The 21,754-nt window shown below is 65.2% G+C and carries 20 protein-coding genes; 12 read left to right on the top strand and 8 right to left on the bottom strand.

Features of this window, described 5'->3' with window-relative positions; all coding sequences use genetic code 11:
• Positions 1-60: 60 nt before the first annotated feature.
• On the bottom strand, positions 61-1,290 hold the full coding sequence (locus tag KW836_RS10380; RefSeq protein WP_218343176.1) for an MFS transporter: 1,230 nt from the start codon (positions 1,288-1,290) through the stop codon (positions 61-63).
• Positions 1,275-2,483 carry an MFS transporter gene (locus tag KW836_RS10375; RefSeq protein ID WP_218343175.1) on the bottom strand — a complete coding sequence of 403 codons (1,209 nt, stop codon included), beginning with the start codon at positions 2,481-2,483 and terminating at the stop codon, positions 1,275-1,277. Before KW836_RS10375 ends, KW836_RS10380 begins: the two co-directional genes overlap by 16 nt.
• A gap of 135 nt (positions 2,484-2,618) precedes the next feature.
• On the opposite strand from KW836_RS10375, the gene KW836_RS10370 reads away from it, so the two are divergent.
• Positions 2,619-3,206: a TetR/AcrR family transcriptional regulator gene (locus KW836_RS10370; RefSeq protein ID WP_218343174.1), complete on the top strand. Its 588-nt coding sequence runs from the start codon at positions 2,619-2,621 to the stop codon at positions 3,204-3,206.
• 81 nt (positions 3,207-3,287) lie between these two features.
• On the opposite strand, the gene KW836_RS10365 is transcribed toward KW836_RS10370, so the two are convergent.
• A complete protein-coding gene (locus KW836_RS10365; RefSeq protein ID WP_175125912.1) occupies positions 3,288-3,674 on the bottom strand; it encodes a ribbon-helix-helix domain-containing protein in 387 nt (128 codons plus the stop codon).
• A gap of 199 nt (positions 3,675-3,873) precedes the next feature.
• Here KW836_RS10365 and adhP point away from each other — a divergent pair, with 199 nt between their 5' ends.
• The 5 genes from adhP (at position 3,874) to KW836_RS10340 (ending at position 9,643) form a co-directional block, all read left to right on the top strand.
• Positions 3,874-4,899: an alcohol dehydrogenase AdhP gene (adhP, locus tag KW836_RS10360; RefSeq protein ID WP_175125911.1), complete on the top strand. Its 1,026-nt coding sequence runs from the start codon at positions 3,874-3,876 to the stop codon at positions 4,897-4,899.
• A 108-nt stretch (positions 4,900-5,007) separates the two neighbouring features.
• Positions 5,008-6,072 (top strand): LacI family DNA-binding transcriptional regulator, encoded by a 1,065-nt coding sequence (locus tag KW836_RS10355; protein WP_218343173.1) that lies wholly within the window; start codon positions 5,008-5,010, stop codon positions 6,070-6,072.
• A 149-nt stretch (positions 6,073-6,221) separates the two neighbouring features.
• On the top strand, positions 6,222-7,127 hold the full coding sequence (locus KW836_RS10350) for a dihydrodipicolinate synthase family protein (protein ID WP_218343172.1): 906 nt from the start codon (positions 6,222-6,224) through the stop codon (positions 7,125-7,127).
• 85 nt (positions 7,128-7,212) lie between these two features.
• Positions 7,213-8,196 (top strand): tripartite tricarboxylate transporter substrate binding protein, encoded by a 984-nt coding sequence (locus KW836_RS10345; RefSeq protein WP_218343171.1) that lies wholly within the window; start codon positions 7,213-7,215, stop codon positions 8,194-8,196.
• 19 nt (positions 8,197-8,215) lie between these two features.
• Positions 8,216-9,643: an FAD-binding oxidoreductase gene (locus tag KW836_RS10340; protein ID WP_218343170.1), complete on the top strand. Its 1,428-nt coding sequence runs from the start codon at positions 8,216-8,218 to the stop codon at positions 9,641-9,643.
• A 49-nt stretch (positions 9,644-9,692) separates the two neighbouring features.
• On the opposite strand, the gene aceE is transcribed toward KW836_RS10340, so the two are convergent.
• Positions 9,693-12,380 (bottom strand): pyruvate dehydrogenase (acetyl-transferring), homodimeric type, encoded by a 2,688-nt coding sequence (gene aceE / locus KW836_RS10335; RefSeq protein ID WP_218343169.1) that lies wholly within the window; start codon positions 12,378-12,380, stop codon positions 9,693-9,695.
• Positions 12,381-12,552: 172 nt separating this feature from the next.
• Here aceE and KW836_RS10330 point away from each other — a divergent pair, with 172 nt between their 5' ends.
• From KW836_RS10330 to KW836_RS10320, 3 genes are all read left to right on the top strand, one after another.
• Positions 12,553-12,999 (top strand): MarR family winged helix-turn-helix transcriptional regulator, encoded by a 447-nt coding sequence (locus KW836_RS10330; protein ID WP_218343168.1) that lies wholly within the window; start codon positions 12,553-12,555, stop codon positions 12,997-12,999.
• A gap of 192 nt (positions 13,000-13,191) precedes the next feature.
• Positions 13,192-13,857, top strand: coding sequence for a glutathione S-transferase family protein (locus KW836_RS10325; protein WP_218343167.1), 666 nt, complete (start codon positions 13,192-13,194; stop codon positions 13,855-13,857).
• A 3-nt stretch (positions 13,858-13,860) separates the two neighbouring features.
• Positions 13,861-14,184 (top strand): multidrug efflux SMR transporter, encoded by a 324-nt coding sequence (locus KW836_RS10320; protein ID WP_191575964.1) that lies wholly within the window; start codon positions 13,861-13,863, stop codon positions 14,182-14,184.
• 62 nt (positions 14,185-14,246) lie between these two features.
• On the opposite strand, the gene KW836_RS10315 is transcribed toward KW836_RS10320, so the two are convergent.
• From KW836_RS10315 to KW836_RS10300, 4 genes are all read right to left on the bottom strand, one after another.
• A complete protein-coding gene (locus tag KW836_RS10315; protein WP_175125902.1) occupies positions 14,247-14,825 on the bottom strand; it encodes a DJ-1/PfpI family protein in 579 nt (192 codons plus the stop codon).
• Positions 14,826-14,959: 134 nt separating this feature from the next.
• Positions 14,960-15,448 carry a Cys-tRNA(Pro) deacylase gene (gene ybaK, locus KW836_RS10310; protein ID WP_175125901.1) on the bottom strand — a complete coding sequence of 163 codons (489 nt, stop codon included), beginning with the start codon at positions 15,446-15,448 and terminating at the stop codon, positions 14,960-14,962.
• A 32-nt stretch (positions 15,449-15,480) separates the two neighbouring features.
• A complete protein-coding gene (xerD, locus tag KW836_RS10305) occupies positions 15,481-16,464 on the bottom strand; it encodes a site-specific tyrosine recombinase XerD (RefSeq protein ID WP_218343166.1) in 984 nt (327 codons plus the stop codon).
• 9 nt (positions 16,465-16,473) lie between these two features.
• Positions 16,474-17,400, bottom strand: coding sequence for a LysR substrate-binding domain-containing protein (locus tag KW836_RS10300; RefSeq protein ID WP_218343165.1), 927 nt, complete (start codon positions 17,398-17,400; stop codon positions 16,474-16,476).
• A 165-nt stretch (positions 17,401-17,565) separates the two neighbouring features.
• Here KW836_RS10300 and KW836_RS10295 point away from each other — a divergent pair, with 165 nt between their 5' ends.
• The 3 genes from KW836_RS10295 to KW836_RS10285 all read left to right on the top strand — a co-directional run bounded on the left by KW836_RS10295 (position 17,566) and on the right by KW836_RS10285 (position 21,742).
• On the top strand, positions 17,566-19,248 hold the full coding sequence (locus KW836_RS10295; protein ID WP_218343164.1) for a thiamine pyrophosphate-binding protein: 1,683 nt from the start codon (positions 17,566-17,568) through the stop codon (positions 19,246-19,248).
• Between the two features lie 143 nt (positions 19,249-19,391).
• A complete protein-coding gene (locus KW836_RS10290; protein WP_056570859.1) occupies positions 19,392-20,585 on the top strand; it encodes an acyl-CoA dehydrogenase in 1,194 nt (397 codons plus the stop codon).
• A 170-nt stretch (positions 20,586-20,755) separates the two neighbouring features.
• A complete protein-coding gene (locus KW836_RS10285) occupies positions 20,756-21,742 on the top strand; it encodes a TRAP transporter substrate-binding protein (protein ID WP_218343163.1) in 987 nt (328 codons plus the stop codon).
• Positions 21,743-21,754 lie beyond the last annotated feature (12 nt).

Raw genomic sequence — 21,754 nt, 5'->3', positions numbered from 1 at the left:
TGGCCGGCTGACCGCTGCGTGTGGCAAAAATGAAGGGCCCGATTGCATCGGGCCCTTTCCTTATTTGGCGCGCACTTGCGCACTGCACTTCGCGGGCTTTCCATCAGAGCCGGCTTTCGCGCCCTGCTTCCCCAGGCTGGCATACAGCGTCCGCACCAGCAGCGCCGCGGCAGCCAACCCTCCCGCCGCAAACAGATTGCCGGTCAAGCCGAAGCCATCGACGATCTGGCCGCCTGCCCATGACCCGAGTGAAATGCCGATATTGAACACGGCTACATACAGCGCGGTGGCGACTTCCACATGCCCCGGCGCGGCCTTCATCATCCAGGTCATGAGGCCGACAGACACGCCGCCATAGGCCAGGCCCCATGCCACGAGCGCCACACTACCGCCGATAGGAAAACCGCCCACGGCCAGGAACAGGGCCGGTGTCAGCAGCAACCCCAGCGCAATTGCCGTCAAGGTCGGCACGGTGCGCTGCGCCGCGGCGATGCCAGCGAGGAAGTTGCCGGCGATGCCCGCGAGTCCATAGGCAAACAGCAACGCGCCGATCCATTGCGCGTCGAACCCCGACACCGACAGCAATAGCGGACGCACGAAGGTGAAAGCCGTGAAGTGCCCGGTCACCAGCAACAACGTCAGCAGCAGTCCCGTCCGCAATCCGCGATTGGCCAGTTGCGCGCCGAACTGGCGCGCGGAGGCCGAACTGGCCACGGGCAACGCCGGCATGACAGCAAGATGAAGCGCCAGCACCAGCGCGCTAAAGACGGCCATGCTTGCGAAGGCCCAGCGCCACCCGGCGAGTTCTCCAATCAGCGAGCCGAGCGGCACGCCCATCACGGATGCGGCGGCGACGCCGCCAAAGATGATGGATGTCGCCAAGCCAACAGCGCCGTGCGGCACAAGCCGTGCAGCCAGGCCGCCGGCGATGGCCCATATGCCTCCCATGCAGAATCCGACGAGGACGCGCGCCGCGAGTAGCCAACCCAGGCCAGGCGCGAATGCCGAACCCACGTTGGCGATCACCAGCAGACCCAGCAGGCCGCTCAGGATCTTGCGCCGATCCATGCCGCCCGATGCGATCACCACCAACGGCGCGAACAGCGCAGCCAGCAACGCGGGCAGCGAGATCGTCAGCCCGGCGGATCCCGTGGAGACGCGCATCGTGTCGGCAATGGGCGTCAGCAGACCTACCGGCAGCATTTCAGTGGTCACGACGGAGAAAGTGGCAAGACTGGCCGCCCCGACGGCCAGCCATAATGACCGGGCCGCCATCACGCGGCCCGCCATGCCGGCGAGTCATGGGCGCTCAGGCGCCGATGCCCCCACATCGCCACCAACAGCACTACCCCACCTGCACCGACCGCGACGGCGAAGCCCGCCCGTGCGCCACCGCCATCCACCACGTGGCCGGAAAACGCAGCGCCCAGCGCAACGCCGACATTCAATCCTGCCAGCAGCCAAGTCATGCCTTCGGTCAGGCGTTGCTCGGGCACCAGGCGCTCGACCAGCGACATGGCCACGATCATGGTCGGCGCGAAGAACACTCCAGCAACCAGCACGGCCCCCGCCAGCGCGGCGATGCTGCCGACGAGCAGGAATGGCAAGGTGGTGGCTGCGATTGCCAGACCGCACAGCAGCAAGAGGCGATGCGGCGGCGTCTTTACCTTGAACGCGCCGTACAACAGTCCGGCTGCGCAGGAACCCACGGCATAGGCCGATAGCACCAGACTGGCCGCGGCCGGCTGGCCCGTCTGTTCGGCGAAGGCCACGCTCACGATGTCCACCGTGCCCACGATGACGCCCATCGCCACCATCAGCAGCGCCAGCACACAAACGTGCGCCGATCGGATCACCGATCCGGCGTCCGTGGTGGCGGCGTCTTGCGCCTGGACGGGCGGTTCGGTGTCCCGCTGCACAACCAGCGCGAACACACCAACCATCAGCAACAGTGCCGCGGCCAGCGGACCGGCCTGGGGAAACACCGCGACCGACAGTCCGACCGACAATGGCGGACCGGCGATGAACGTGACTTCGTCGAGCACCGTTTCCAGGGAGTAAGCCGTCTGCAAACGCGGCTGGCCCCGGTAAAGCATGGCCCAGCGCGCCCGCACCATTGCGGACATGCTTGGCATGAATCCCGCCAGCAAGGCGCCGGCAAACAGCGTCCAGTTGGCCGCCTGCCACCACGAACCGCCAAGCAGGATCAAGAATCCGATGACGCTAACGGCCGTGGCGACGGGTAGCACGCGCATTTGCCCATGCCGGTCCACCAGGCGGGAAATCTGCGGCGACAGCAGCGCATAGGTCAGCACAAAAGTGGCGGAAACAGCTCCCGCCAAGGCATAGCCGCCGCGCAGTTGCGACAGCATGGTGATGATGCCGATGCCGGTCATCGGCAGCGGGATCCGCGCCACGAGGCCCGCCAAGGCAAAGCCCCGCGTGCCGCGGGCGGCGAAAAGGTCGCCATAAGGGTTGGTCATTCATCTCTCCAGCAGGTATCGGCTTGCCGCTGCACGGCCGGCCAGCGACAATACAAACAGTCCGTATGAATAAGATCGTATATTCATACGGACTGTTTGTAAATAATCATACGCGTCGTATGTAAGGAGAGAGGAATGGTTCGCCGCACGCGCGCCGAGATGGAAGAAACCCGCGCCACGCTGCTCGCAACGGCCAGACAGTGCTTTGCGGCGCACGGCTATGCCGCCACTTCGATGGACGACCTCACTGCGCAGGCGGGACTGACCCGTGGCGCGCTATACCACCACTTCGGCGACAAGAAGGGATTGCTGTCGGCGGTCGTGGCGCAGATCGACGCCGAGATGGATGCACGCCTTCAGACGATCTCGGACCGCTCCGACGACGCATGGGAAGGCTTTCGCAAACGCTGCCATGCCTACCTGGAAATGGCGCTGGAGCCCGAGATCCAGCGCATCGTGCTGCGCGACGCCACGGCGGTGCTGGGTGGCGCATCCCCGGAATCACAACGCCATTGCGTGGCGTCTATGCAGCGCCTGATCGACAACCTCATCCAGCAGGGGATTGTGGCCGACGCGGATGCGCAGGCGCTCGCTTCGCTGATTTACGGCAGTCTTGCCGAAGCCGCGTTCTGGATTGCCGACGGCGAAGATGGCAGTGCGCGGCTGGCGCGGGGCAGCGCGGCGTTGGACCTATTGCTGCGCGGACTGTTGGCGACACGGTAGGCAGCACGAACGCGGGACCTGTTGCTGCCGCGGGCGGGCATGGCGCGACGCCTGCTCGCCAAGTCAGCGCGCGCTATGTCGTCATGCCGCGCGGCGCTTCGCGGGAACGGGTTGGGCATCGCACAGCGACGGCGGCAGTCCTTCCAGGACGGCTTGGGCATTGAGCGATTGGATAGGCACGCGGGCATCCCGGGGGATGCGGCCTTCGGCCTGCAGCAACTGATACCGCAGGCAGCATACGCGCAGGAACGAGGTGAAGTTGGCGGCCTCGCCGCGGTACTCGACCAGTTCGTCGTACAGGCGTTCGATCAGTTGCGTGACCCGCATGCCGTCGCGGCCGGCGATTTCTTCCAGCACCTGCCAGAACAGGTGCTCGAGCCGAAGGCTGGTCGCCACGCCGTGCAGGCGCAGCGATCGGGTTTCGCAGGCGTAGGAGTGCTCGGTGGCGCGGATGAAGATTTCACACATGGACGGCTCCTGGGCATCGGCGACACGCTGCCGGGAACGGCGCGCCTGCGAACGACTGTACGACGATTGCCGCGCCGGCCGCAATACGGCCCCCGACTCGGTGACGAGTTGTACCTTCCCGCGCTGATTGATGTACATCATGGTTTTAGCCGCGCAAGCGGCCGAGCATAGTGAAACTGATCAGACTTCGGAGGTAGTGATGAACAAGACCATGAAGGCAGCAGTCGCACGCGCGTTTGGCCAACCGCTGGTAATCGAGGAAGTCGCCGTGCCGCGCCCGGGTCCGGGCGAACTCCTGGTAAAGATCGAAGCCTGCGGTGTCTGTCACACGGACCTGCACGCCGTCGAAGGCGACTGGCCCGTCAAACCCAATCCCCCTTTCATTCCCGGCCACGAGGGCGTCGGCTACGTCGTCGCCGCGGGCGCCGGTGTCACGCACGTCAAGGAAGGCGACCGCGTCGGGATCCCGTGGCTGTATTCCGCTTGCGGCCATTGCGAGCACTGCCTGGGCGGCTGGGAAACCCTGTGCGAATCGCAGCAGAACACGGGCTACTCCGTCAACGGCGGTTTCGCCGAGTACGCGCTGGCGGCAGCCGATTACGTGGGCCTGCTGCCCAAGAGCGTCGGCTTCGTCGATGTGGCCCCGGTGCTGTGTGCCGGCGTCACCGTGTACAAGGGCCTGAAAATGACGGACACCCGGCCTGGCAATTGGGTGGTCATTTCGGGGATTGGCGGCTTGGGCCACATGGCGGTGCAGTACGCCAAGGCAATGGGCCTGAACGTGGCCGCGGTGGACATCGACGACGCCAAGTTGGATTTCGCGCGCCGCCTGGGCGCGGAAGTCACCGTCAATGCGCTGACCACGGATCCGGCTGCTTACCTGAAGCGGGAGATCGGCGGTGCGCATGGCGCGCTGATCACCGCGGTGTCGCCCAAGGCGTTCGAGCAGGCGCTGGGCATGGTGCGCCGGGGCGGCACGATTTCGCTGAACGGGTTGCCGCCGGGGGATTTCCCGCTGTCGATCTTCGACATGGTGCTTAACGGCGTCACCGTGCGCGGCTCCATCGTGGGTTCGCGGCTGGATCTGCAGGAGTCCCTGCAGTTTGCCGAAGAGGGCAAGGTCCACGCCACCGTCGCCACCGAAAGCCTGGACAACATCAATAGCGTGTTCGACCGCATGAAGCAGGGCCAGATCGAAGGCCGCATCGTGCTCGACTTCGCCTGATACCTGCGCGCGCCCCAAAAGCGCCCGCTGCGGCATGTGCCGCAGCGGGCGCTTTTTCGTGGCGGCGGCTCGGTACAATCCGGCCTACCCTGATCCCAGAGAGGCCGCATGTCCCCTCCTCCCACTGAGCGTCGCAGCAAGCCTGCCACCAGCCGCGCGCCTCGGCGCGGGTCTGGCCGGGTGACCATTGCGGACGTCGCGCGCGTGGCGGGCATGTCGATGCACACGGTGTCGCGGGTGCTGAACGCCCCCGAGAACGTACCTGAACGCACCGTCAAGCTCATCCACGACGCCATCGCCCAGACCGGGTACGTGCAGGACCTGGTTGCCGGCGGTCTAGCCAGCGGCCGAAGCCGTCTGGTGGCGGTGACGGTGCCCACGCTGGGCAGCCCTGTGTTTCTGGAGGCGCTGCAGACGCTCAGCCTGCACCTCAGCCGCCACGGCTATCAGATGATGCTGACCGAAAGCGGATACGACCCCGAACTGGAAGTGTCCGCCCTGCAAGCGATCCTGGGCCGGCGGCCCGACGGCGTGGTCATGATGCGCACGGTGCTGACCCCGACCGGCAGGACGCAGTTGCGCGCGGCGCGCATTCCCGTTGTGGAAGCCTGGGATTGGAATGACGATCCGGTCGATATGCTGATCGGCTTTTCGCACGAGGCGGCGGGCGCATGCGTGGCGCAGTTTCTATCTGAAACCGGAAGGCGGCGGCCCGTGGCCGTCATTGGGAATGATCCGCGTGCGGGACGCCGGTTGCAGGGCTTCACGGCGGCGGCGCGCAAGTTGCGTTTGATCGACGCGGACGCAGACACGCCGCATGTGCTGATCCCCGCCCCCGCCACGATGGGCGCGGGCCGCAGCGGGCTGGCCGAACTGCTGGCGCGCGAGCCCGATGCCGATGCCGTGGTGTGCAGCACCGACATGATTGCCATGGGCGTATTGCTGGAAGCCGCAGCGCTGGGCAGGCAGGTGCCGGGTGACCTGGCCGTCGTGGGATTCGGCGATCAGGCTTATGCGGCGGCAACCACCCCGCCGCTGACGACCGTGCGCATCGACGGCTCGCTGATCGGCGAGCAGGCCGCGCGCGCCATCATCGACCGCCTGGAGGGTCAAGCCAATGCGGGGTTGCGGGTCGATGTGGGATTCACGTTGATGCGGCGTCAGAGCGCCTGACGCTTTCCCTGTCATGAACACGCTCAACCGCGCCTTGATCTGAGCGGAAACATCGCATTTCCTGGGGAATCTCCCTATCAAAAATATTAGCGCTAATAAAATATTAGCGCTAATATTTTCAGATATTCATACCAAGATCAGGAGACAACATGCTTGACCAAGCCCGTGGCGTTTACATCGTTGCGCAGACGCCCTTTCAGGAGAACGGCGCTATCGACCTGGAGAGCGTCGACTCGCTGACCGACTTCTATTTTTCGCACGGCGCCAATGGCCTGACCGTGCTGGGCGTTGCCGGCGAGGCCAACAAGCTCACGCCGGCGGAATCGCTGGCGGTGGCGTCGCGATTCATCGCGCGCGCCAGGAACAAGCCGATCGTGGTGGGCGTCAGCAACAGCAGCGTGGCCCAGATGGCCGAGCTCACCGGTCAGGTGATGGACGCGGGCGCCGCGGGCGTCATGATCGCGCCGCCAGGCGGGTTGCGCACCGAGCAGGAAGTGTTGTCCTACTTCGAGGCCGTGTTCGACCGTATCGGGAATGTGCCGACGGTGCTGCAGGACTTTCCGTTTTCGACAGGCACCTGGATGTCGGTGCCGGTGATTGGCCAGTTGATCGAGCGTCACCCGCAAATCCAGGCGGTCAAGGAAGAGGACCTGCCCAGCATCACCAAGATCACCAAGCTGCGCGCCCTGCCCGGCCGCCGCGTCGCCATCCTGACCGGCAACAACGCGATGTTCCTGCCGCTGGAAATGGGCCGCGGCATCGATGGGCCGATGGCCGGGTTCTCGCATCCCGAGATGCTGTCGCAGGTCTATGCGCTATACACGGCGGGCCGTGTCGACGAAGCCCACGCGGTATTCGACCGCTACCTGCCGTTGCTGAGCTACGAGAACCAGAGCCAGTGGGGCGTCGCCGTCCGCAAGGAGATCATGAAGCGCCGCGGCGCGATCAAGCATGCGGGCATGCGCCGGCCGGGTCCGAAGCTGGACGCGACCGACCACGCCGAGATCGATCTGCTGCTTGAACGCCTGAAGCGCACGCTCGCCGAAGCGGGTTGACCGAATTTCCCGAGCGCCGTGTTCCCGCGGCGTTTCGGGATGCACTGCAGTACCGAACATCAAAAACCATAAGCAAGGAGACAACATGTTCAAGAGCACCAAGCAGAGCATTGCCTACGCGTGCGCGGGTCTGGTCGCACTGGCGGCGTCGGCGGGCGCGAGCGCGGCGGATAACTGGCCGACCAAACCCATCCGCATGGTCATCCCGTTTTCGGCGGGCGGAAACACCGACGTGGTGGCCCGGCTGATTGCGCCGCACATCGAGAAAGCGGTAGGTCAACCCGTCGTGGTGGAAAACCGTCCGGGCGCGGCGGGCAACATTGCCGCGGACTTCGTGGCGCGCGCCGATGCCGACGGCTACACGCTGTTGATGGGCACGGTGGGCACGCAGGCCATCAACTACGCCATCTACAAGGACATCCGGTTCAAGCCGGCGGATTTTGCGCCGATCACGCTGGTGGCGTCCGTGCCGAACGTGCTGGCCGTGACGGCCAGCCTGCCCGTGAAGTCCGTGCAGGAACTGATCGAGTACGGCAAGAAGAATCCGGGCAAGCTGAGCTTTGCGTCCAGCGGCGCGGGCAGCTCGATCCATCTGTCGGGCGAAATGTTCAAGAGCCGCACGGGTGTCGACATGGTGCACGTGCCGTACAAGGGCAGCGCCGCGGCGGTGACGGATCTGGTCGGCGGACAGGTGCATCTGATGTTCGACAACCTGCCGACCTCGCTGCCTTTCATCAAGAACGGCACGCTGCGCGCGTTGGCCGTGACCAGCGCGGAACGCAGCACCAATCTGCCCGACGTGCCCACCATGGCCGAGGCCGGCGTGCCCGATTTCGAGGCGGGCTCGTGGTTTGGCGTGCTGGCCCCGGCAGGCACGCCGGCGCCCATCGTAAACCGCATCGATCAGGCCATCGAGAAGGCCATGGCCGACCCCGATATGCAGAAGCGCGTGATCGAGCTGGGCGCGGTGCCTACCGTCAAGGGTCCGGCGGAATTCAACGCCTTCATCGGCACCGAGATCGAGAAATGGAAAGCCGTGGTGCAAGCCGCCGGCGCTTCCGCCAACTGACGCGACGAACGAGCCGGCCATGCCTGACGAAGACATCAAAGCCTCTTTACGCGCCGCTTTTCAGGGGCGCGTGCTGGACGACGCCGACGCCCTGGCGCCGCACCTGACCGACTACCGCAAGCGGTGGACGGGCCGCACCTTGGCGCTGGCGCAGCCCGACAGCACCGAGGACGTGGCCAAGCTGGTGAATTGGTGCCGGGAGCGCCGCGTCGCCATCTATCCGCAAGGGGGCAACACAGGCCTGGTCGGCGGCAGCGTGCCGGACGGCGGCGGACACAGCATCGTGCTGTCGCTGGCCCGCATGAGCGCCATCCTGGACGTGGACCGCTACAACAACACGTTGACCGCGCAAGCGGGCGCCGTGCTGGCCAACGTGCAGGAGGCTGCTGCGCAGGCGGACCGGCTGTTTCCGTTGAGCCTGGGCGCGGAAGGGAGCTGCACGCTGGGCGGCAACCTGGCCACCAACGCCGGCGGGATTCAGGTGCTGCGCTATGGCAATGCGCGGGACCTGTGCCTGGGCCTGGAAGTGGTGACGCCCGACGGGCAGATCTGGAACGGACTGCGCGGGCTGCGCAAGGACAACACCGGGTACGACCTGAAGCAGCTTTTCATCGGCGCGGAGGGCACACTGGGCATCATCACGGCCGCCACCGTCAAGCTGTATCCGCGCCCCGCCGCGCAGATGACGGCCTTTGCCGCCGTACCGGACCCGCAGAGCGCGGTGCAACTGCTGTCGCTGGCGCAGTCGTATCTGTCGGCCAGCCTGACGGCCTTTGAACTGATCAGCGGTCCGGCCGTAGAGCTGGTGCTGCAACATACGCCCGGCGCCCGCAGCCCCGTGCCTGCCAAGGCGCCGTACTACGTGTTGCTGGAATCCAGCGACGCCGAAAGCGCGGCCCATGCCACGGAGCGGTTCGAAGCGCTGATGGAAGCGGCCTTCGAGGCGGGCATCGTCACGGATGCGGCCATTGCGTCGACCCTGGCGCAGTCGGCCTCGTTCTGGCAGATCCGGCATCACCTGCCCGAAGCGCAATCCATCGACGGCGAGAACATCAAGCACGACATTTCGCTGCCGATCTCGCGCATCGGGGAATTCATCGACGCCGCGCAGACGGCGGTGCATCGCGTGTTGCCCAATGCCCGCATCTTCGTGTTCGGCCATGTGGGCGACGGCAACTTGCACTACAACGTGTCGACGCCGCCCGGCGCGGATGCGTCGGCTTACCAGGCCATGCGCAATTCGGAGAAGGCGGTTTCGGGCGCGGTGTACGACGTGGTGGCGCGCATGAACGGGTCGATCTCCGCCGAGCATGGCGTGGGACAGCTGCGGGTGGGTTCGATCGGCCGGTACAAGCCGGCCAACGAGATGGCGATGATGGCAAGCATCAAGCGCCTGTTCGATCCGCTGGGGTTGTTCAACCCGGGGCGGGTGATCGACGCGGACTGACGTCGACGATCATTGAAGCGCGCCCCTGTGGTGTCGCCTTCGCCTTGGCCTAGACCGAGGCCGGGTCCACTTTATCCACGTCGATGTCATAACGGCTGATGACCTCACCGATCTTCTGCCGCGGGACGACGCCCTCGTCAGCCAGCGCCTTGACGGCTGCCAGCACGATGAAATGACGATCCACCTCGAAGAAAGTGCGCAGTGATTCGCGGGTGTCCGAGCGGCCGAACCCGTCCGTGCCAAGGGTGACGAACCGGCGGCCAGTGACGAAGGGACGGATCTGGTCGCCGATGATCTTCATGTAGTCGGTCGCCACGACGACGGGGCCGGCCCGGCCCTGCAAGCATTGCTGGACGTACGGAATACGCGGCTCGTCTTCGGAATGCAGCAGGTTCCAACGCTCGGCGGCCAGCCCGTCACGGCGCAATTCGGTCAGGCTGGTGGCGCTCCATACGTCACTGGAGATGCCGAAGTCCTGTTCCAGCAGTTCACTTGCGGCAATGACTTCGCGCAGGATCGAGCCGCTGCCCATCAGTTGCACATGCGGCTTGCTGGCCGGCTTCGACACGGCGTCCTGTTGTTGACCGTCCCGCAGCAGGTAGAGTCCCTTGAGAATGCCGGCTTCACTGCCTTCGGGCAGCGCAGGATTCGGATAGTTCTCGTTGAGCAGGGTGATGTAGTAGTAGATATCTTCCTGTTCCGCGTACATGCGCCGCAAGCCGTCCTGGATGATGACCGCCAGTTCGTACGCATAGGTCGGGTCATACGAAACGCAGTTCGGGATGACCGACGACAGCACATGGCTATGGCCGTCGTCGTGCTGCAGGCCTTCTCCCATCAGCGTCGTACGGCCCGACGTGGCGCCCAGCAGGAAGCCGCGTGTGCGCGCATCGGCGGCGGCCCAGGCCAGATCGCCGACACGCTGCAGGCCGAACATGGAATAGAAGATGTAGAACGGGATGGCTGGCAGTCCATGATTGCTATAGGCCGTGCCCGCCGCGATCCAAGATGAAATCGCCCCGGACTCATTGATGCCCTCCTGCAGGATCTGACCGTCCTTGGCCTCCTTGTAGTAGCTCAACTGGCCCGCATCCTGCGGGGTATAGAGCTGCCCCAGGTATGAATGGATGCCGATCTGGCGGAACAGGCCTTCCATGCCGAAAGTGCGCGATTCATCCGGCACGATAGGAATCACCAGCTTGCCCAGGTTGGGGTCCTTGAGCAGCGTGGTCAGGATGCGCACGAAAGACATGGTGGTCGAAACCCCGCGCTCGCCACTGTCTTTCAATTGCGTGGCGAAGGCGCTGAGCGGCGGCACCGCCAGCGGCGCAACCTTGCCGGAGCGCGACGGAACATAGCCGCCCAGCGCAGCCCGGCGTTGTGCGAAGTAGCGGGCTTCTTCGCTGGCGGGCGCGGGTTTCAGGTAGGGCATGGCTTCGAGCTCGTCATCGGGCACCGGCAGCGAAAAGCGATCACGGAACGCACGCACGGCGTCTGCGCTCATCTTCTTTAACTGGTGGTTGATGTTCTGGCCTTCGCCAGCCTCGCCCATGCCGAATCCCTTGACGGTCTTGACCAGGACGACCGTGGGCCGGCCTTCCGTGCTGACGGCTTGTGCGTAGGCCGCATGCACCTTCTCCGGGTCATGGCCGCCGCGTGTCAGCGCCCAGATCTCGTCGTCCGACAGGTGCGCCACCAACGCCAGCAGCTCGGGATACTTGCCGAAGAAGTGTTCGCGCACATAGGCGCCGCTTTGCGACTTGAAGGTCTGATATTCGCCGTCCACGCATTCCATCATGCGTTGGCGCAGCAGCCCGCTCGTGTCGTGCTTGAGCAGATCGTCCCAACCGCTGCCCCACAGCACCTTGATGACGTTCCAGCCTGCGGCCCGGAAGGTGCCTTCGAGTTCCTGCACGATCTTGCTGTTGCCCCGCACCGGGCCGTCCAGACGTTGCAGATTGCAGTTGACGACGAAGATCAGGTTGTCGAGGCGTTCGCGCCCCGCGACCGAGATGGCGGCCAGCGATTCCGGCTGGTCCATCTCGCCGTCACCCAGGAAAGCCCACACCTTGCGGCCCTGGTGCTCCAGCAACCCGCGGTATTCGAGATAGCGCATGAACCGCGCCTGATAGGCGGCGGTCAGCGGACCCAGACCCATCGACACGGTGGGGAACTGCCAGAAGTCGGGCATCAGGCGCGGGTGGGGGTAGGAGGACAGGCCATTGCGTCCCGCCTCGCGGCGGAAGTTGTCCAGCTGCGCTTCGGTGATGCGCCCCTCCAGATAGGCGCGTCCGTAAATGCCCGGTGCGGAATGGCCCTGGATGTAGACCATGTCGCCGCCGAATGTCTCGGTACGTCCCCGGAAGAAGTGGTTGAAACCCACGTCATAGAGCACGGCGGCGGACTGGTAGGTGGCAATGTGTCCGCCGACGTTGGAATGCTTGCCGGCGCGCAACACCATGACCATCGCATTCCAGCGAATGTAGGCATTCAGGCGCTGTTCGATGCCGATGTCGCCCGGGTAGGCGGGCTGCCGGTCTTTGCCGATGGTGTTGACGTAGGCGCTGGTGACGCGGCCATGCATATCACCGTGCCGGCTGGCGTCGAAGTCGGTAAGCCGGTCGATCAGGTAGTGGGCGCGCGAACGGCCTTCGACCGTCGTGACAGCCTCCAGCGCTTCCAGCCACTCTCGAGTTTCCAGCGGGTCGACGTCGACCAGGGCGAGGGGGTGATTCATGGCGGTCCTCCAGGGAAAATGACGGGTTGAAGCGGGGCTGCGGCTGACCAGCCAGACGGGCGTGGCGCAGTCACCAACGTTCAATCCATGAATTGCAAATGCAATCGTACGGGTCGCAATTCTAGTTCAGCTAGAATTGCAAATGCAACTAAAACTCGAAAGGAGCCTTGCCATGGCGAAAGACGGAGCGGATCTTTGGTTCTCGTTTGTGCGCGCCCATCGTTTGATGATCCGCGAGGTCGAAAGCCGCCTGGCAGCGGCCAAGCTGCCCGTCTATGCCTGGTACGACGTTCTTTGGGGACTGGAAAGCGGGCCAGGCGGCACACGACGGATGCACGAACTGGCCGACGCGCTGGCGATCGAACGCTACAACCTCACGCGGCTGGTCGACCGCCTGGAGCAAGAGGGCCTGGTCCAGCGCGCGCGCTCGGCTGAAGATGGCCGCGCCGCGTTCGCCACCATCACGAAGGAAGGCCGCGCGCTGCGCAAGAAGATGTGGAAGGTCTACGAAGGAACCGTTGCCGAAGTGTTTCTGAGCCAGTTCAGTGCCGAAGAGCAAAGCAAGTTTGCCGCGGCGCTGGACCAGGCCGCTGCCGTTGCCCGCGCGCAAGGCAACTGAAGCTGGCAGGCAAGTTGTTCAAGACATGCAGACGCCGCCTGCCGTCTTTGCGGCGTGAACGCGGGCGAGCGAAGACGCTGCGATCGCATGGCTGACCTCTGTTGATGAACGTCTTGCACGACGCGGCATCGTGTCCTACGATTGCATTTGCAACGATTGCAAATGCAACGCTATTCATCGACAAGGATAGACATGACACAGGCCGATCTCGCGTTCTACACCGCAGACACCCCCAACGGGCAGAAGGTCAGCATCTTTCTCAAAGAAGCCGGACTGACCTATGAGCAGTTCGATCTTGATCTTGAAAAGGGCGACCAGCATCAACCGGAGTTCCTCAAGATCAACCCCAACGGCAAGATTCCCGCCATCGTTGATCGAAAAGCCGGCCTGGCCGTCTTCGAGTCGGGCGCCATCCTTTCCTATCTGTCGTCGCAAACGGGATGTCTGCAGCCCGAAACGCAGGCCGAAAGCGTTGCTGTGCAGCAGTGGCTGCATTTCCAGATTGACGGCATAGGCCCGATGCTGGGGCAGCTGTGGTGGTTTCTGCATGCCTCGAGAACGGGCAATGCCGAGGCGATACAGCGATACCGGAAGCAATCGCTTCGGCTTTATCAGGTCGTGGATACCCGCCTGAGCGAATCCGCCTTCATCGCCTCGGAAAACTACAGCATCGCCGATATCGCCGCATTCACCTGGCTGAGAACCTGGGACGAGTTGGACCTGGACATCAAGCCTTATCCGCGTGTCCAGCGCTGGCTGGATGTGATCGCTGCGCGGCCTGCGGTACAGGCGGGGCTTCTGGCGAACAAGCCGGCTTCCCGTGCTGCCCCCAACCGGTCTGCTTCCACCAAGGGCTGAGCCATGGCGTGGACTTATCTGTTCCTTGCCGCAGCCTTGGAGATAGTGATGGGTCTTTCGCTCAAACTGAATGCGGGTTGGACCAAGCCTGGGCCAAGCATCATCGCCGTGATGGCGGGGTTGGGCAGCATCTACCTGCTGGCGCTGGCCTTGCGCGCATTGCCCATGGGGATGGCTTATGCCATCTGGACCGGCATTGGAACGATCGGGCTGGTGCTTGTCGGCGTGCTGGTGTTTCAGGATGAGATGAACTGGACCCGGGCCTGCTTCCTTGGCCTGGCGTTCATCGGAATCGTTGGACTGCGCTTCTCGGAGGCGGCGACGTAAGGAACATGATCGTCGACAGCTGAGCGCGGCGCCCGCGCGCCGCGCTCAGTGCGTGATCCCAGTCAGTGCGTGATCTTGGTGCCCAGCACCGCCAGGAACTGCGCCATCCAGGCCGGATGCGCGGGCCAGGCGGGCGCCGATACCAGGTTGCCATCCGTGTAGGCCTGGTCGACGGCGATCTCGGCGTAGGTGCCGCCCGCCAGCCGGACCTCGGGTGCGCAGGCGGGGTACGCCGAGCAGGTCCTGCCCTTCAGCACGTCGGCCGCAGCCAGGATCTGCGCGCCGTGGCAGACGGCGGCGATGGGCTTGTTGGCCTTGTCGAAATGCCGCACGATCTCCAGCACCTTTTCATTCAGGCGAAGGTACTCGGGCGCGCGCCCGCCGGGGATCACCAGGCCGTCGTAGGACGAGGGCTCGACGCGATCGAAGTCGTAGTTCAGCGTGAAGTTGTGGCCGCGCTTTTCGGTGTAGGTCTGCGCGCCTTCGAAATCATGGATCGACGTGGCCACCGTGTCGCCCGCCTTCTTGTCCGGGCAGACCGCATGCACCGTGTGGCCGACGGTCAGCAGCGTCTGGAACGGCACCATGGTTTCGTAGTCTTCGGCGTAGTCGCCGACCAGCATCAACAGTCGTTTGCTCATGATTGTCTCCGTGGGATGAGGGTGGCGTCCGGTTGCTTGCCCGCGGATCGGGCTCCGGTTCTTGGTGTTCTTGTCCCATTGTGCCCGCCGCGCCAGCGGACCAGGTGGTAGCGGGATACCACCGGGTTCCCTCTCTACTCCAGCGCCACCGTCACCGGTTTCGCGCCCAGCAGGTCCACCAGCACCTTCGGATCGATGCCCACCAGATAGCCGCGCCGCCCGCCGTTGATGTAGACCACGGGATACTCCAGCACGTCGGCTTCCACCCACACCGGCATCTTCTTGCGCGTGCCGAACGGCGACGTGCCGCCCACCTGATAGCCGGAATGGCGCTGCGCAACCTCGGGCTTGCAGGGCTCGACCTTTTTCAGGCCCGCCTGGCGCGCCAGGTTCTTGGTGGAGACTTCGCGGTCGCCGTGCATGACCACGATCAGCGGCTTGGCCGATTCGTCCTCCATCACCAGCGTCTTCACGACGGCGTGCGGGTCCAGACCGAGCTGGCGCGCGGCTTCGCCGGCGCCGCCGTGATCGACGTAGTCATACGTGTGTTCGGAATAGGCCACCTTGTGCTGCTTGAGGAATTGAGTGGCGGGCGTTTCGGAGACGTGGCGGGCTTTGCTCATTTTTGTGCCGGTGGGTAGGGAGATGGCGGCGGTCAGCCGCGTGGATGATGGGCCGCGTGCAGCGCCTTCAGGCGTTCGCGCGCCACATGGGTGTAGATCTGCGTGGTGGAAATGTCCGCGTGGCCCAGCAGCATCTGCACGACACGCAGGTCGGCGCCATGGTTCAGCAGATGCGTGGCGAAGGCGTGGCGCAGCACATGGGGCGACAAGGGCGCATTGACGCCGGCGAGCACAGCGTACTTCTTGACGAGTTGCCAGAACGCCTGCCGCGACATCGCCTCGGCGCGGCTGGTGATGAAGAGCGCATCGCTGACGCGGCCGGCGGCCAATTCGGGGCGTGCCGTGGCCAGGTACTGCGAAATCCAGTGCGCGGCTTCGGCGCCCAGCGGCACGAGGCGGTCCTTGCCGCCCTTGCCCAGGACCACGCGCACCACGCCTTCGTTCAGGCTGACGTCCAAAGCTCGCACGCCGACCAGCTCGGACACACGCAGGCCCGTGGCGTACAGGGTCTCGAGCATGGCGCGGTCGCGCAGCCCGCGCGGCTGGCTGACGTCGGGCGCGCGCAGCAGCGCGTCCACCTGTTGCTCGGACAGCGTCTTGGGCATGCGCGGCGGCTGCTTGGCGGCGACCAGCGTCAGGCAGGGATCGCGCTCGGCGCGGTGTTCGCGCAGCGCCCAGGCGTAGAAGCGGCGCAGCGCGGCCAGCCGGCGGTTGGCGGTGGTGGCGCGGGTTTCTTCGTGACGGAAGGCAAACCAGGCCTCGATATCGGCCTTCTGCGCATCGCGGATCGGCTTGGCCGGGCCGGCGGGCAGGATCTGGGCACGCGCCGGCTCGCCGTGCCGGTCGGCCAGTTCCCGGGCGTAGGCGTCGGGGTCTTCAAGCCAGCGGGCAAAACCGGTCAGGTCGCGCCGGTAGGCGGCCAGAGTGTTGGCGGACAGGCCGTCTTCGAGCCACACGGCGTCGATGAAGGCGTCGATATCGGCCTGGGAGGCAAGCGGCTGGCGGGCGGTGGACATGGCGGGATTCTACGGCGCGGCGCGGCCGGGCAGGCGCTCGCCCACGCCTGCCGCGGCGGACTTGAGCCAGGCCTCGAATACCTTCAGCGCATCGGACCGTTCGCTGCGTTGCGGATAGCCGAAGTAATACCCCTGGCTGACCGCCAGCGACTGCGCCACCGGCATGGCAAGCGCGCCCTGGTCCAGCGCGGGCTGCGCCAGAAAGCGCGGCATCAGCCCGACGCCAAGCCCGGCCTGCACCGCCGCCATCACCATGGTGAAGAGCTCGTAGCGCGGGCCGCCAGCCGCCTGCGGTCCATACAGATATCCATTGGCCGTATACCACTGGCGCCAGGCGTCGGGCCGCGAGGCCAGATGCAGATGCGTCATCCCGGTCAGCGCGCCGCCGCCCTGTTCCGCCACGCGCGCCGCCAATTCGGGCGCGCAGACCGGCACCAGTTCGCGTTCCGGAAACAGCAGCCCACCCTGCGTGCCGGGCCAGAGTCCGTCCCCGTGATACAGCGCGCCGTCGAATGGCTGGTCCTTGAATTGAAACGGCAGGGTGCGCACAGACAAGCTGACGGTGATGTCGCCGTGCTCGCGTTGGAAATCGGCCAGACGCGGGATCAGCCAGGTGGTGGCCAGCGTGGGCACGACGGCGATGTGGATGCTGCGCCCCATGCCGGTCCGGCTGACGAGACCAAAGGTGTCCTTTTCGATCTGATCAAGATGGTGACGGATCCGGCCGGCGTATTCGGCGCCGTGATCGGTCAGCACGATGCGGCGGCGCACCCGCGTGAACAGTTGCACGCCCAGCCGCGCTTCCAGGCTGGCCACCTGACGGTAGACGGCGCTGTGCGTCAGCGACAGTTCTTCGGCGGCGCGCGAAAAGCTGCCCAGCCGGGCCGAGGCCTCGAACGCCTGCAGGGCCGTCAGATTGGGGATGCCGTTTCTCATGGAAATACCGCCGGAAGTCCGGCCCGCCGCCGTGCGCCCGCATGCTGCGGCGCACCAGCCGCCACGTGCCGGGGGATCAACAGAATGTGCAATTTTATCAATTGCGTTGTGCGCCCAGGGAACATATGCTCGGGAGTTCTACCCTAGGCTAACCACGACACCACCATGCCCCAGCAAGATTCCCGCCTTGGCGGTCACATTCTGGTCGACCAACTGGTCGCCCATGGCGTCAAACATGTCTTTTGTGTCCCCGGCGAAAGCTATCTGGCGGTGCTGGACGGCCTGCACGATGCCGACATCAAGGTCACGGTGTGCCGTCAGGAAGGCGGCGCGGCCATGATGGCCGACGCGCACGGCAAGCTGACCGGCGAGCCCGGCATCTGCATGGTGACGCGCGGTCCGGGCGCCTCCAATGCGCTGGCCGGCGTGCACATTTCCAAGCAGGACTCGTCGCCGATGATCCTGTTCGTGGGCCAGATCGAGCGCGGCATGCGCGAGCGCGAAGCCTTCCAGGAAATGGACTACCGCGCCGTGTTCGGCACGCAGGCCAAGTGGGTGACCGAGATCGACCAGGTCGAACGCATTCCCGAACTGATCTCGCGCGCTTTCCACATCGCCACGTCCGGCCGCCCCGGCCCGGTGGTGATCGCGCTGCCGGAAGACATGCTGGTCGAGGCCGCCAAGGTGGCCGACGCGCCGCGCTACGAAGTGATTGAATCCGCCCCCACCGCCGGCCAGCTGGCCGACTTGGAAAAACTGCTGGCCGATGCGAAGAACCCGGTCGCCATTCTGGGCGGCACGCGCTGGGACGCGCGCGCCGTGCAGGAATTTGCCGACTTCGCACAACGCCACGCGCTGCCGACCGCCGTGTCGTTCCGCCGCCAGATGCTGTTCCCGGCCGATCATCCGTGCTTCATCGGCGACGTGGGCCTGGGCATCAATCCCGCCCTGCTCAAGCGCGTGGCCGACGCCGATCTGATCCTGCTGGTGGGCGGCCGCATGTCGGAAAACCCCAGCCAGGCGTACACGCTGCTGGATATTCCGGTGCCCAAGCAAAAGCTGGTGCACGTGCATCCCGATGCCGCCGAGCTGGGCCGTGTGTACCGCCCTACCCTGGCCATCAACACCTCGCCGTCCGCCTTTGCCGCGTCGCTGGCGGACCTGAAGGCGCCCGCCACTCCGGTCTGGGTCGACGGCACCAAGGCCATGCGCGAGTCGTACCTGAAATGGAGCGACCCCGAAACCGTCACCACGCCCGGCGCGCTGCAGTTGGGCCAAGTGATGGCGTACCTGGAAAAGACGTTGCCGGCCGATGCCATCATGACCAACGGCGCGGGCAACTACGCCACCTGGCTGCATCGCTTCCACCGCTTCACGCGCTTTGGCACTCAACTGGCCCCCACGTCCGGATCCATGGGCTACGGCCTGCCGGCGGCCGTTGGCGCCAAGCGCGTCTGGCCCGACAAGACCGTGGTGTGCTTTGCGGGCGACGGCTGCTTCCTGATGCACGGCCAGGAATTCGCGACGGCGGTGCAGTATGACCTGCCCATCGTCGTGATCCTGGTGGACAACGGCATGTACGGCACGATCCGCATGCACCAGGAAAAGCACTACCCGGGCCGCATTTCCGCGACCGAGCTCAAGAACCCCAATTTCGCCGACTACGCGCGCGCCTTTGGCGGCCACGGCGAACGCGTGGAAACCACCGAACAGTTTGGTCCGGCCTTTGAACGGGCATTGGCCAGCGGCAAGCCCGCAATCCTGCACTGCTTCATCGACCCGGAAACCATCAGCCCGTCCACGACCCTCGAGAAGATCCGCGAGGCGGCGCTGAAGGCCCAACACTGAACCCTGCACGGGCGGAATAGCCGGCAACCCCACCGGCGGCGCGCCCTGGCGCGCCGCCGTGCAAACCCCAACTTGCCGCCCGAATTATTTTAAGTTTAAACTTTCCAGATTCCGATCACGGAAATCCATAGCGGAGACCCAGCATGTCCTCGAACCCCTCATTCCACTGGCAAGATCCTCTGTTGCTGGACCAGCAACTGACCGACGAAGAGCGTATGGTGCGCGATGCCGCCTACGCCTACTCGCAGGACAAGCTGGCTCCCCGCGTGCTCAACGCCTTCCGCAACGAGAAGACCGATCCCGAGATCTTCTCCGAAATGGGCGAACTGGGCCTCCTGGGCGCCACGATCCCCGTCGAATACGGCGGCGCCGGCCTGAACTACGTCAGCTACGGCCTGATCGCCCGTGAAGTCGAACGCGTCGACTCCGGCTACCGCTCGATGATGAGCGTGCAGTCCTCGCTGGTGATGGTGCCGATCAACGAATTCGGCTCCGAAGAACAAAAGAAGAAGTACCTGCCCAAGCTGGCGCGCGGTGAATGGATCGGCTGCTTCGGCCTGACCGAACCCAACCACGGCTCCGACCCCAACGGCATGGAAACCCGCGCCGTCAAAACGGCCGACGGCTACAAGGTCAGCGGCAACAAGATGTGGATCACCAACTCGCCCATCGCGGACGTGTTCGTGGTGTGGGCCAAGTGCGTCGGCGGCGACTTCGACGGCAAGATCCGCGGCTTCATCCTTGAAAAGGGCATGAAGGGCCTGTCGGCACCCGCCATCCACGGCAAGGTCGGCCTGCGCGCGTCGATCACCGGCGAAATCGTCATGGACGAAGTGGAAGTGTCCGCCGACCAGATGATGCCCGGCGTGTCCGGCCTGAAGGGCCCGTTCACCTGCCTGAACTCCGCCCGCTACGGCATCGCCTGGGGCGCTGTCGGCGCCGCCGAGGCCTGCTGGCACACCGCCCGCCAGTACACCCTGGACCGCAAGCAGTTCGGCCGCCCCCTGGCCGCCAACCAGCTCATCCAGAAGAAGCTGGCTGACATGCAAACCGAAATCACGCTGGCCCTGCAAGGCTGCCTGCGCCTGGGCCGCATGAAGGACGAAGGCACCGCCGCCGTCGAAATCACCTCGATCATGAAGCGCAACTCGTGCGGCAAGGCGCTGGACATCGCCCGCCTGGCGCGCGACATGCTCGGCGGTAACGGCATCTCCGACGAGTTCGGCGTCGCCCGCCACCTGGTGAACCTGGAAGTGGTCAACACCTACGAAGGCACGCACGACGTGCACGCCCTGATCCTGGGCCGTGCGCAGACGGGCATCCAGGCGTTTTATTGATCGCCTGCCTCATGTAGCGAAGGAAGCCGCCTGCGTAGGCGGCTTTTTTATGTCCGAATGCAATAAGCCATACGCCCGATCCCGTCCCGCCTGCGCATTGCCGTAAGCCCGACTAGGCGTACGCCTGTATACCTCTTACGCTTCACGGGTCCCTTTACGAGGAGTCGCGCATGCAAGGCATCACCCCCCTGCGCCTGGCGGCAGTCATCGCCATGGCTTTCGTTGCCCACGGCGCTCAGGCCGCCACGACGCTCACCATGACCACCGAGTACCCGGCCACCTCCATGCCGGGCCAAGGCGTGTCCACGTTTGCCGAGCTGGTGCGCGCCAAGTCGGCGGGCAACGTCATCATCGACACGAGTTTCGACGCGGCCAAGGGCATCAAGTCCGGCGACATGATCGACGCGGTTCAAACGCGCAAGGTGGATGCGGGCGACGCCTTCGCCGGCGCGTTGGCCACGAAGTATCCGCTGTTCGGCGTGTCGTCCCTGCCCTTCCTGGCGGACTCGCTGTCCAAGGCGCGCAACCTCAACAAGGCCGCCCGTCCGGCGTACGAGAAGCTGCTGGCTGCGCATGGCCAGAAGCTGCTCTACACCACGCCGTGGCCGGCGTCGGGCATCTGGTCCAAGCAGAAGGTGGACAGCGTGGCGGCGCTGAAGCGCCTGACCATCCGCACCTATGACGCCACGTCGCAGGACGTCATGCAGCGTGCCGGCGCGCGCGCGGAGAACATCTCGTTTGCGGACGCCATGCCGCGCATCGCGTCGGGCGAGGTCAATGCGGTGCTGTCCTCCGGCGACGGTGGCGCGGGCCGCAAGTTGTGGGAGTATCTGCCCCACTTCGCGGAGATCAACTACGCCATGCCGATCTCGGTGGCGACGATGAATCTGAAGGCGTACGAAGCGCTGGATGCGCGGTCGAGCAAGGCCATTGACCAGGCGGCCGCGCAGACCGAGACCGAGCAGTGGAAACGCATCGAAGGCCGGCTGCAGCAGAACTACGCGAACATGCGCAAGAATGGCGTGGCCATCAACACTGCCGTGCCGCCCGCGGTGCGCAAGGCGTTGCAGGACGCATCCAAGGAATCGATCAACGCCTGGAAAGCGGCGGCCGGCCCGGAAGGGGCCTCCATTCTCAAGCAGGCGGGCAAGCGGTAGACGAAAGCCGCG

The organism is Achromobacter sp. ACM05, assembly GCF_019218915.1.
Taxonomy (GTDB): Bacteria; Pseudomonadota; Gammaproteobacteria; order Burkholderiales; family Burkholderiaceae_B; genus Achromobacter; species Achromobacter animicus.
This window is presented reverse-complemented; position numbering and strand designations above follow the sequence as displayed.

What these genes read in the sequence shown, in the direction of transcription:
- KW836_RS10325 (WP_218343167.1), top strand. Translation starts at nt 13,192, where the DNA reads ATGACACAGGCCGATCTCGCGTTCTACACCGCAGACACCCCCAACGGG.
- KW836_RS10285 (WP_218343163.1), top strand. Translation starts at nt 20,756, where the DNA reads ATGCAAGGCATCACCCCCCTGCGCCTGGCGGCAGTCATCGCCATGGCT.
- KW836_RS10370 (WP_218343174.1), top strand. Translation starts at nt 2,619, where the DNA reads ATGGTTCGCCGCACGCGCGCCGAGATGGAAGAAACCCGCGCCACGCTG.
- adhP (WP_175125911.1), top strand. Translation starts at nt 3,874, where the DNA reads ATGAACAAGACCATGAAGGCAGCAGTCGCACGCGCGTTTGGCCAACCG.
- KW836_RS10380 (WP_218343176.1), bottom strand. Translation starts at nt 1,290, where the DNA reads ATGGCGGGCCGCGTGATGGCGGCCCGGTCATTATGGCTGGCCGTCGGG.
- KW836_RS10345 (WP_218343171.1), top strand. Translation starts at nt 7,213, where the DNA reads ATGTTCAAGAGCACCAAGCAGAGCATTGCCTACGCGTGCGCGGGTCTG.
- KW836_RS10340 (WP_218343170.1), top strand. Translation starts at nt 8,216, where the DNA reads ATGCCTGACGAAGACATCAAAGCCTCTTTACGCGCCGCTTTTCAGGGG.
- xerD (WP_218343166.1), bottom strand. Translation starts at nt 16,464, where the DNA reads ATGTCCACCGCCCGCCAGCCGCTTGCCTCCCAGGCCGATATCGACGCC.
- aceE (WP_218343169.1), bottom strand. Translation starts at nt 12,380, where the DNA reads ATGAATCACCCCCTCGCCCTGGTCGACGTCGACCCGCTGGAAACTCGA.
- KW836_RS10315 (WP_175125902.1), bottom strand. Translation starts at nt 14,825, where the DNA reads ATGAGCAAACGACTGTTGATGCTGGTCGGCGACTACGCCGAAGACTAC.
- KW836_RS10290 (WP_056570859.1), top strand. Translation starts at nt 19,392, where the DNA reads ATGTCCTCGAACCCCTCATTCCACTGGCAAGATCCTCTGTTGCTGGAC.
- KW836_RS10330 (WP_218343168.1), top strand. Translation starts at nt 12,553, where the DNA reads ATGGCGAAAGACGGAGCGGATCTTTGGTTCTCGTTTGTGCGCGCCCAT.
- KW836_RS10320 (WP_191575964.1), top strand. Translation starts at nt 13,861, where the DNA reads ATGGCGTGGACTTATCTGTTCCTTGCCGCAGCCTTGGAGATAGTGATG.
- KW836_RS10365 (WP_175125912.1), bottom strand. Translation starts at nt 3,674, where the DNA reads ATGTGTGAAATCTTCATCCGCGCCACCGAGCACTCCTACGCCTGCGAA.
- KW836_RS10295 (WP_218343164.1), top strand. Translation starts at nt 17,566, where the DNA reads ATGCCCCAGCAAGATTCCCGCCTTGGCGGTCACATTCTGGTCGACCAA.
- KW836_RS10300 (WP_218343165.1), bottom strand. Translation starts at nt 17,400, where the DNA reads ATGAGAAACGGCATCCCCAATCTGACGGCCCTGCAGGCGTTCGAGGCC.
- KW836_RS10350 (WP_218343172.1), top strand. Translation starts at nt 6,222, where the DNA reads ATGCTTGACCAAGCCCGTGGCGTTTACATCGTTGCGCAGACGCCCTTT.
- KW836_RS10355 (WP_218343173.1), top strand. Translation starts at nt 5,008, where the DNA reads ATGTCCCCTCCTCCCACTGAGCGTCGCAGCAAGCCTGCCACCAGCCGC.
- ybaK (WP_175125901.1), bottom strand. Translation starts at nt 15,448, where the DNA reads ATGAGCAAAGCCCGCCACGTCTCCGAAACGCCCGCCACTCAATTCCTC.
- KW836_RS10375 (WP_218343175.1), bottom strand. Translation starts at nt 2,483, where the DNA reads ATGACCAACCCTTATGGCGACCTTTTCGCCGCCCGCGGCACGCGGGGC.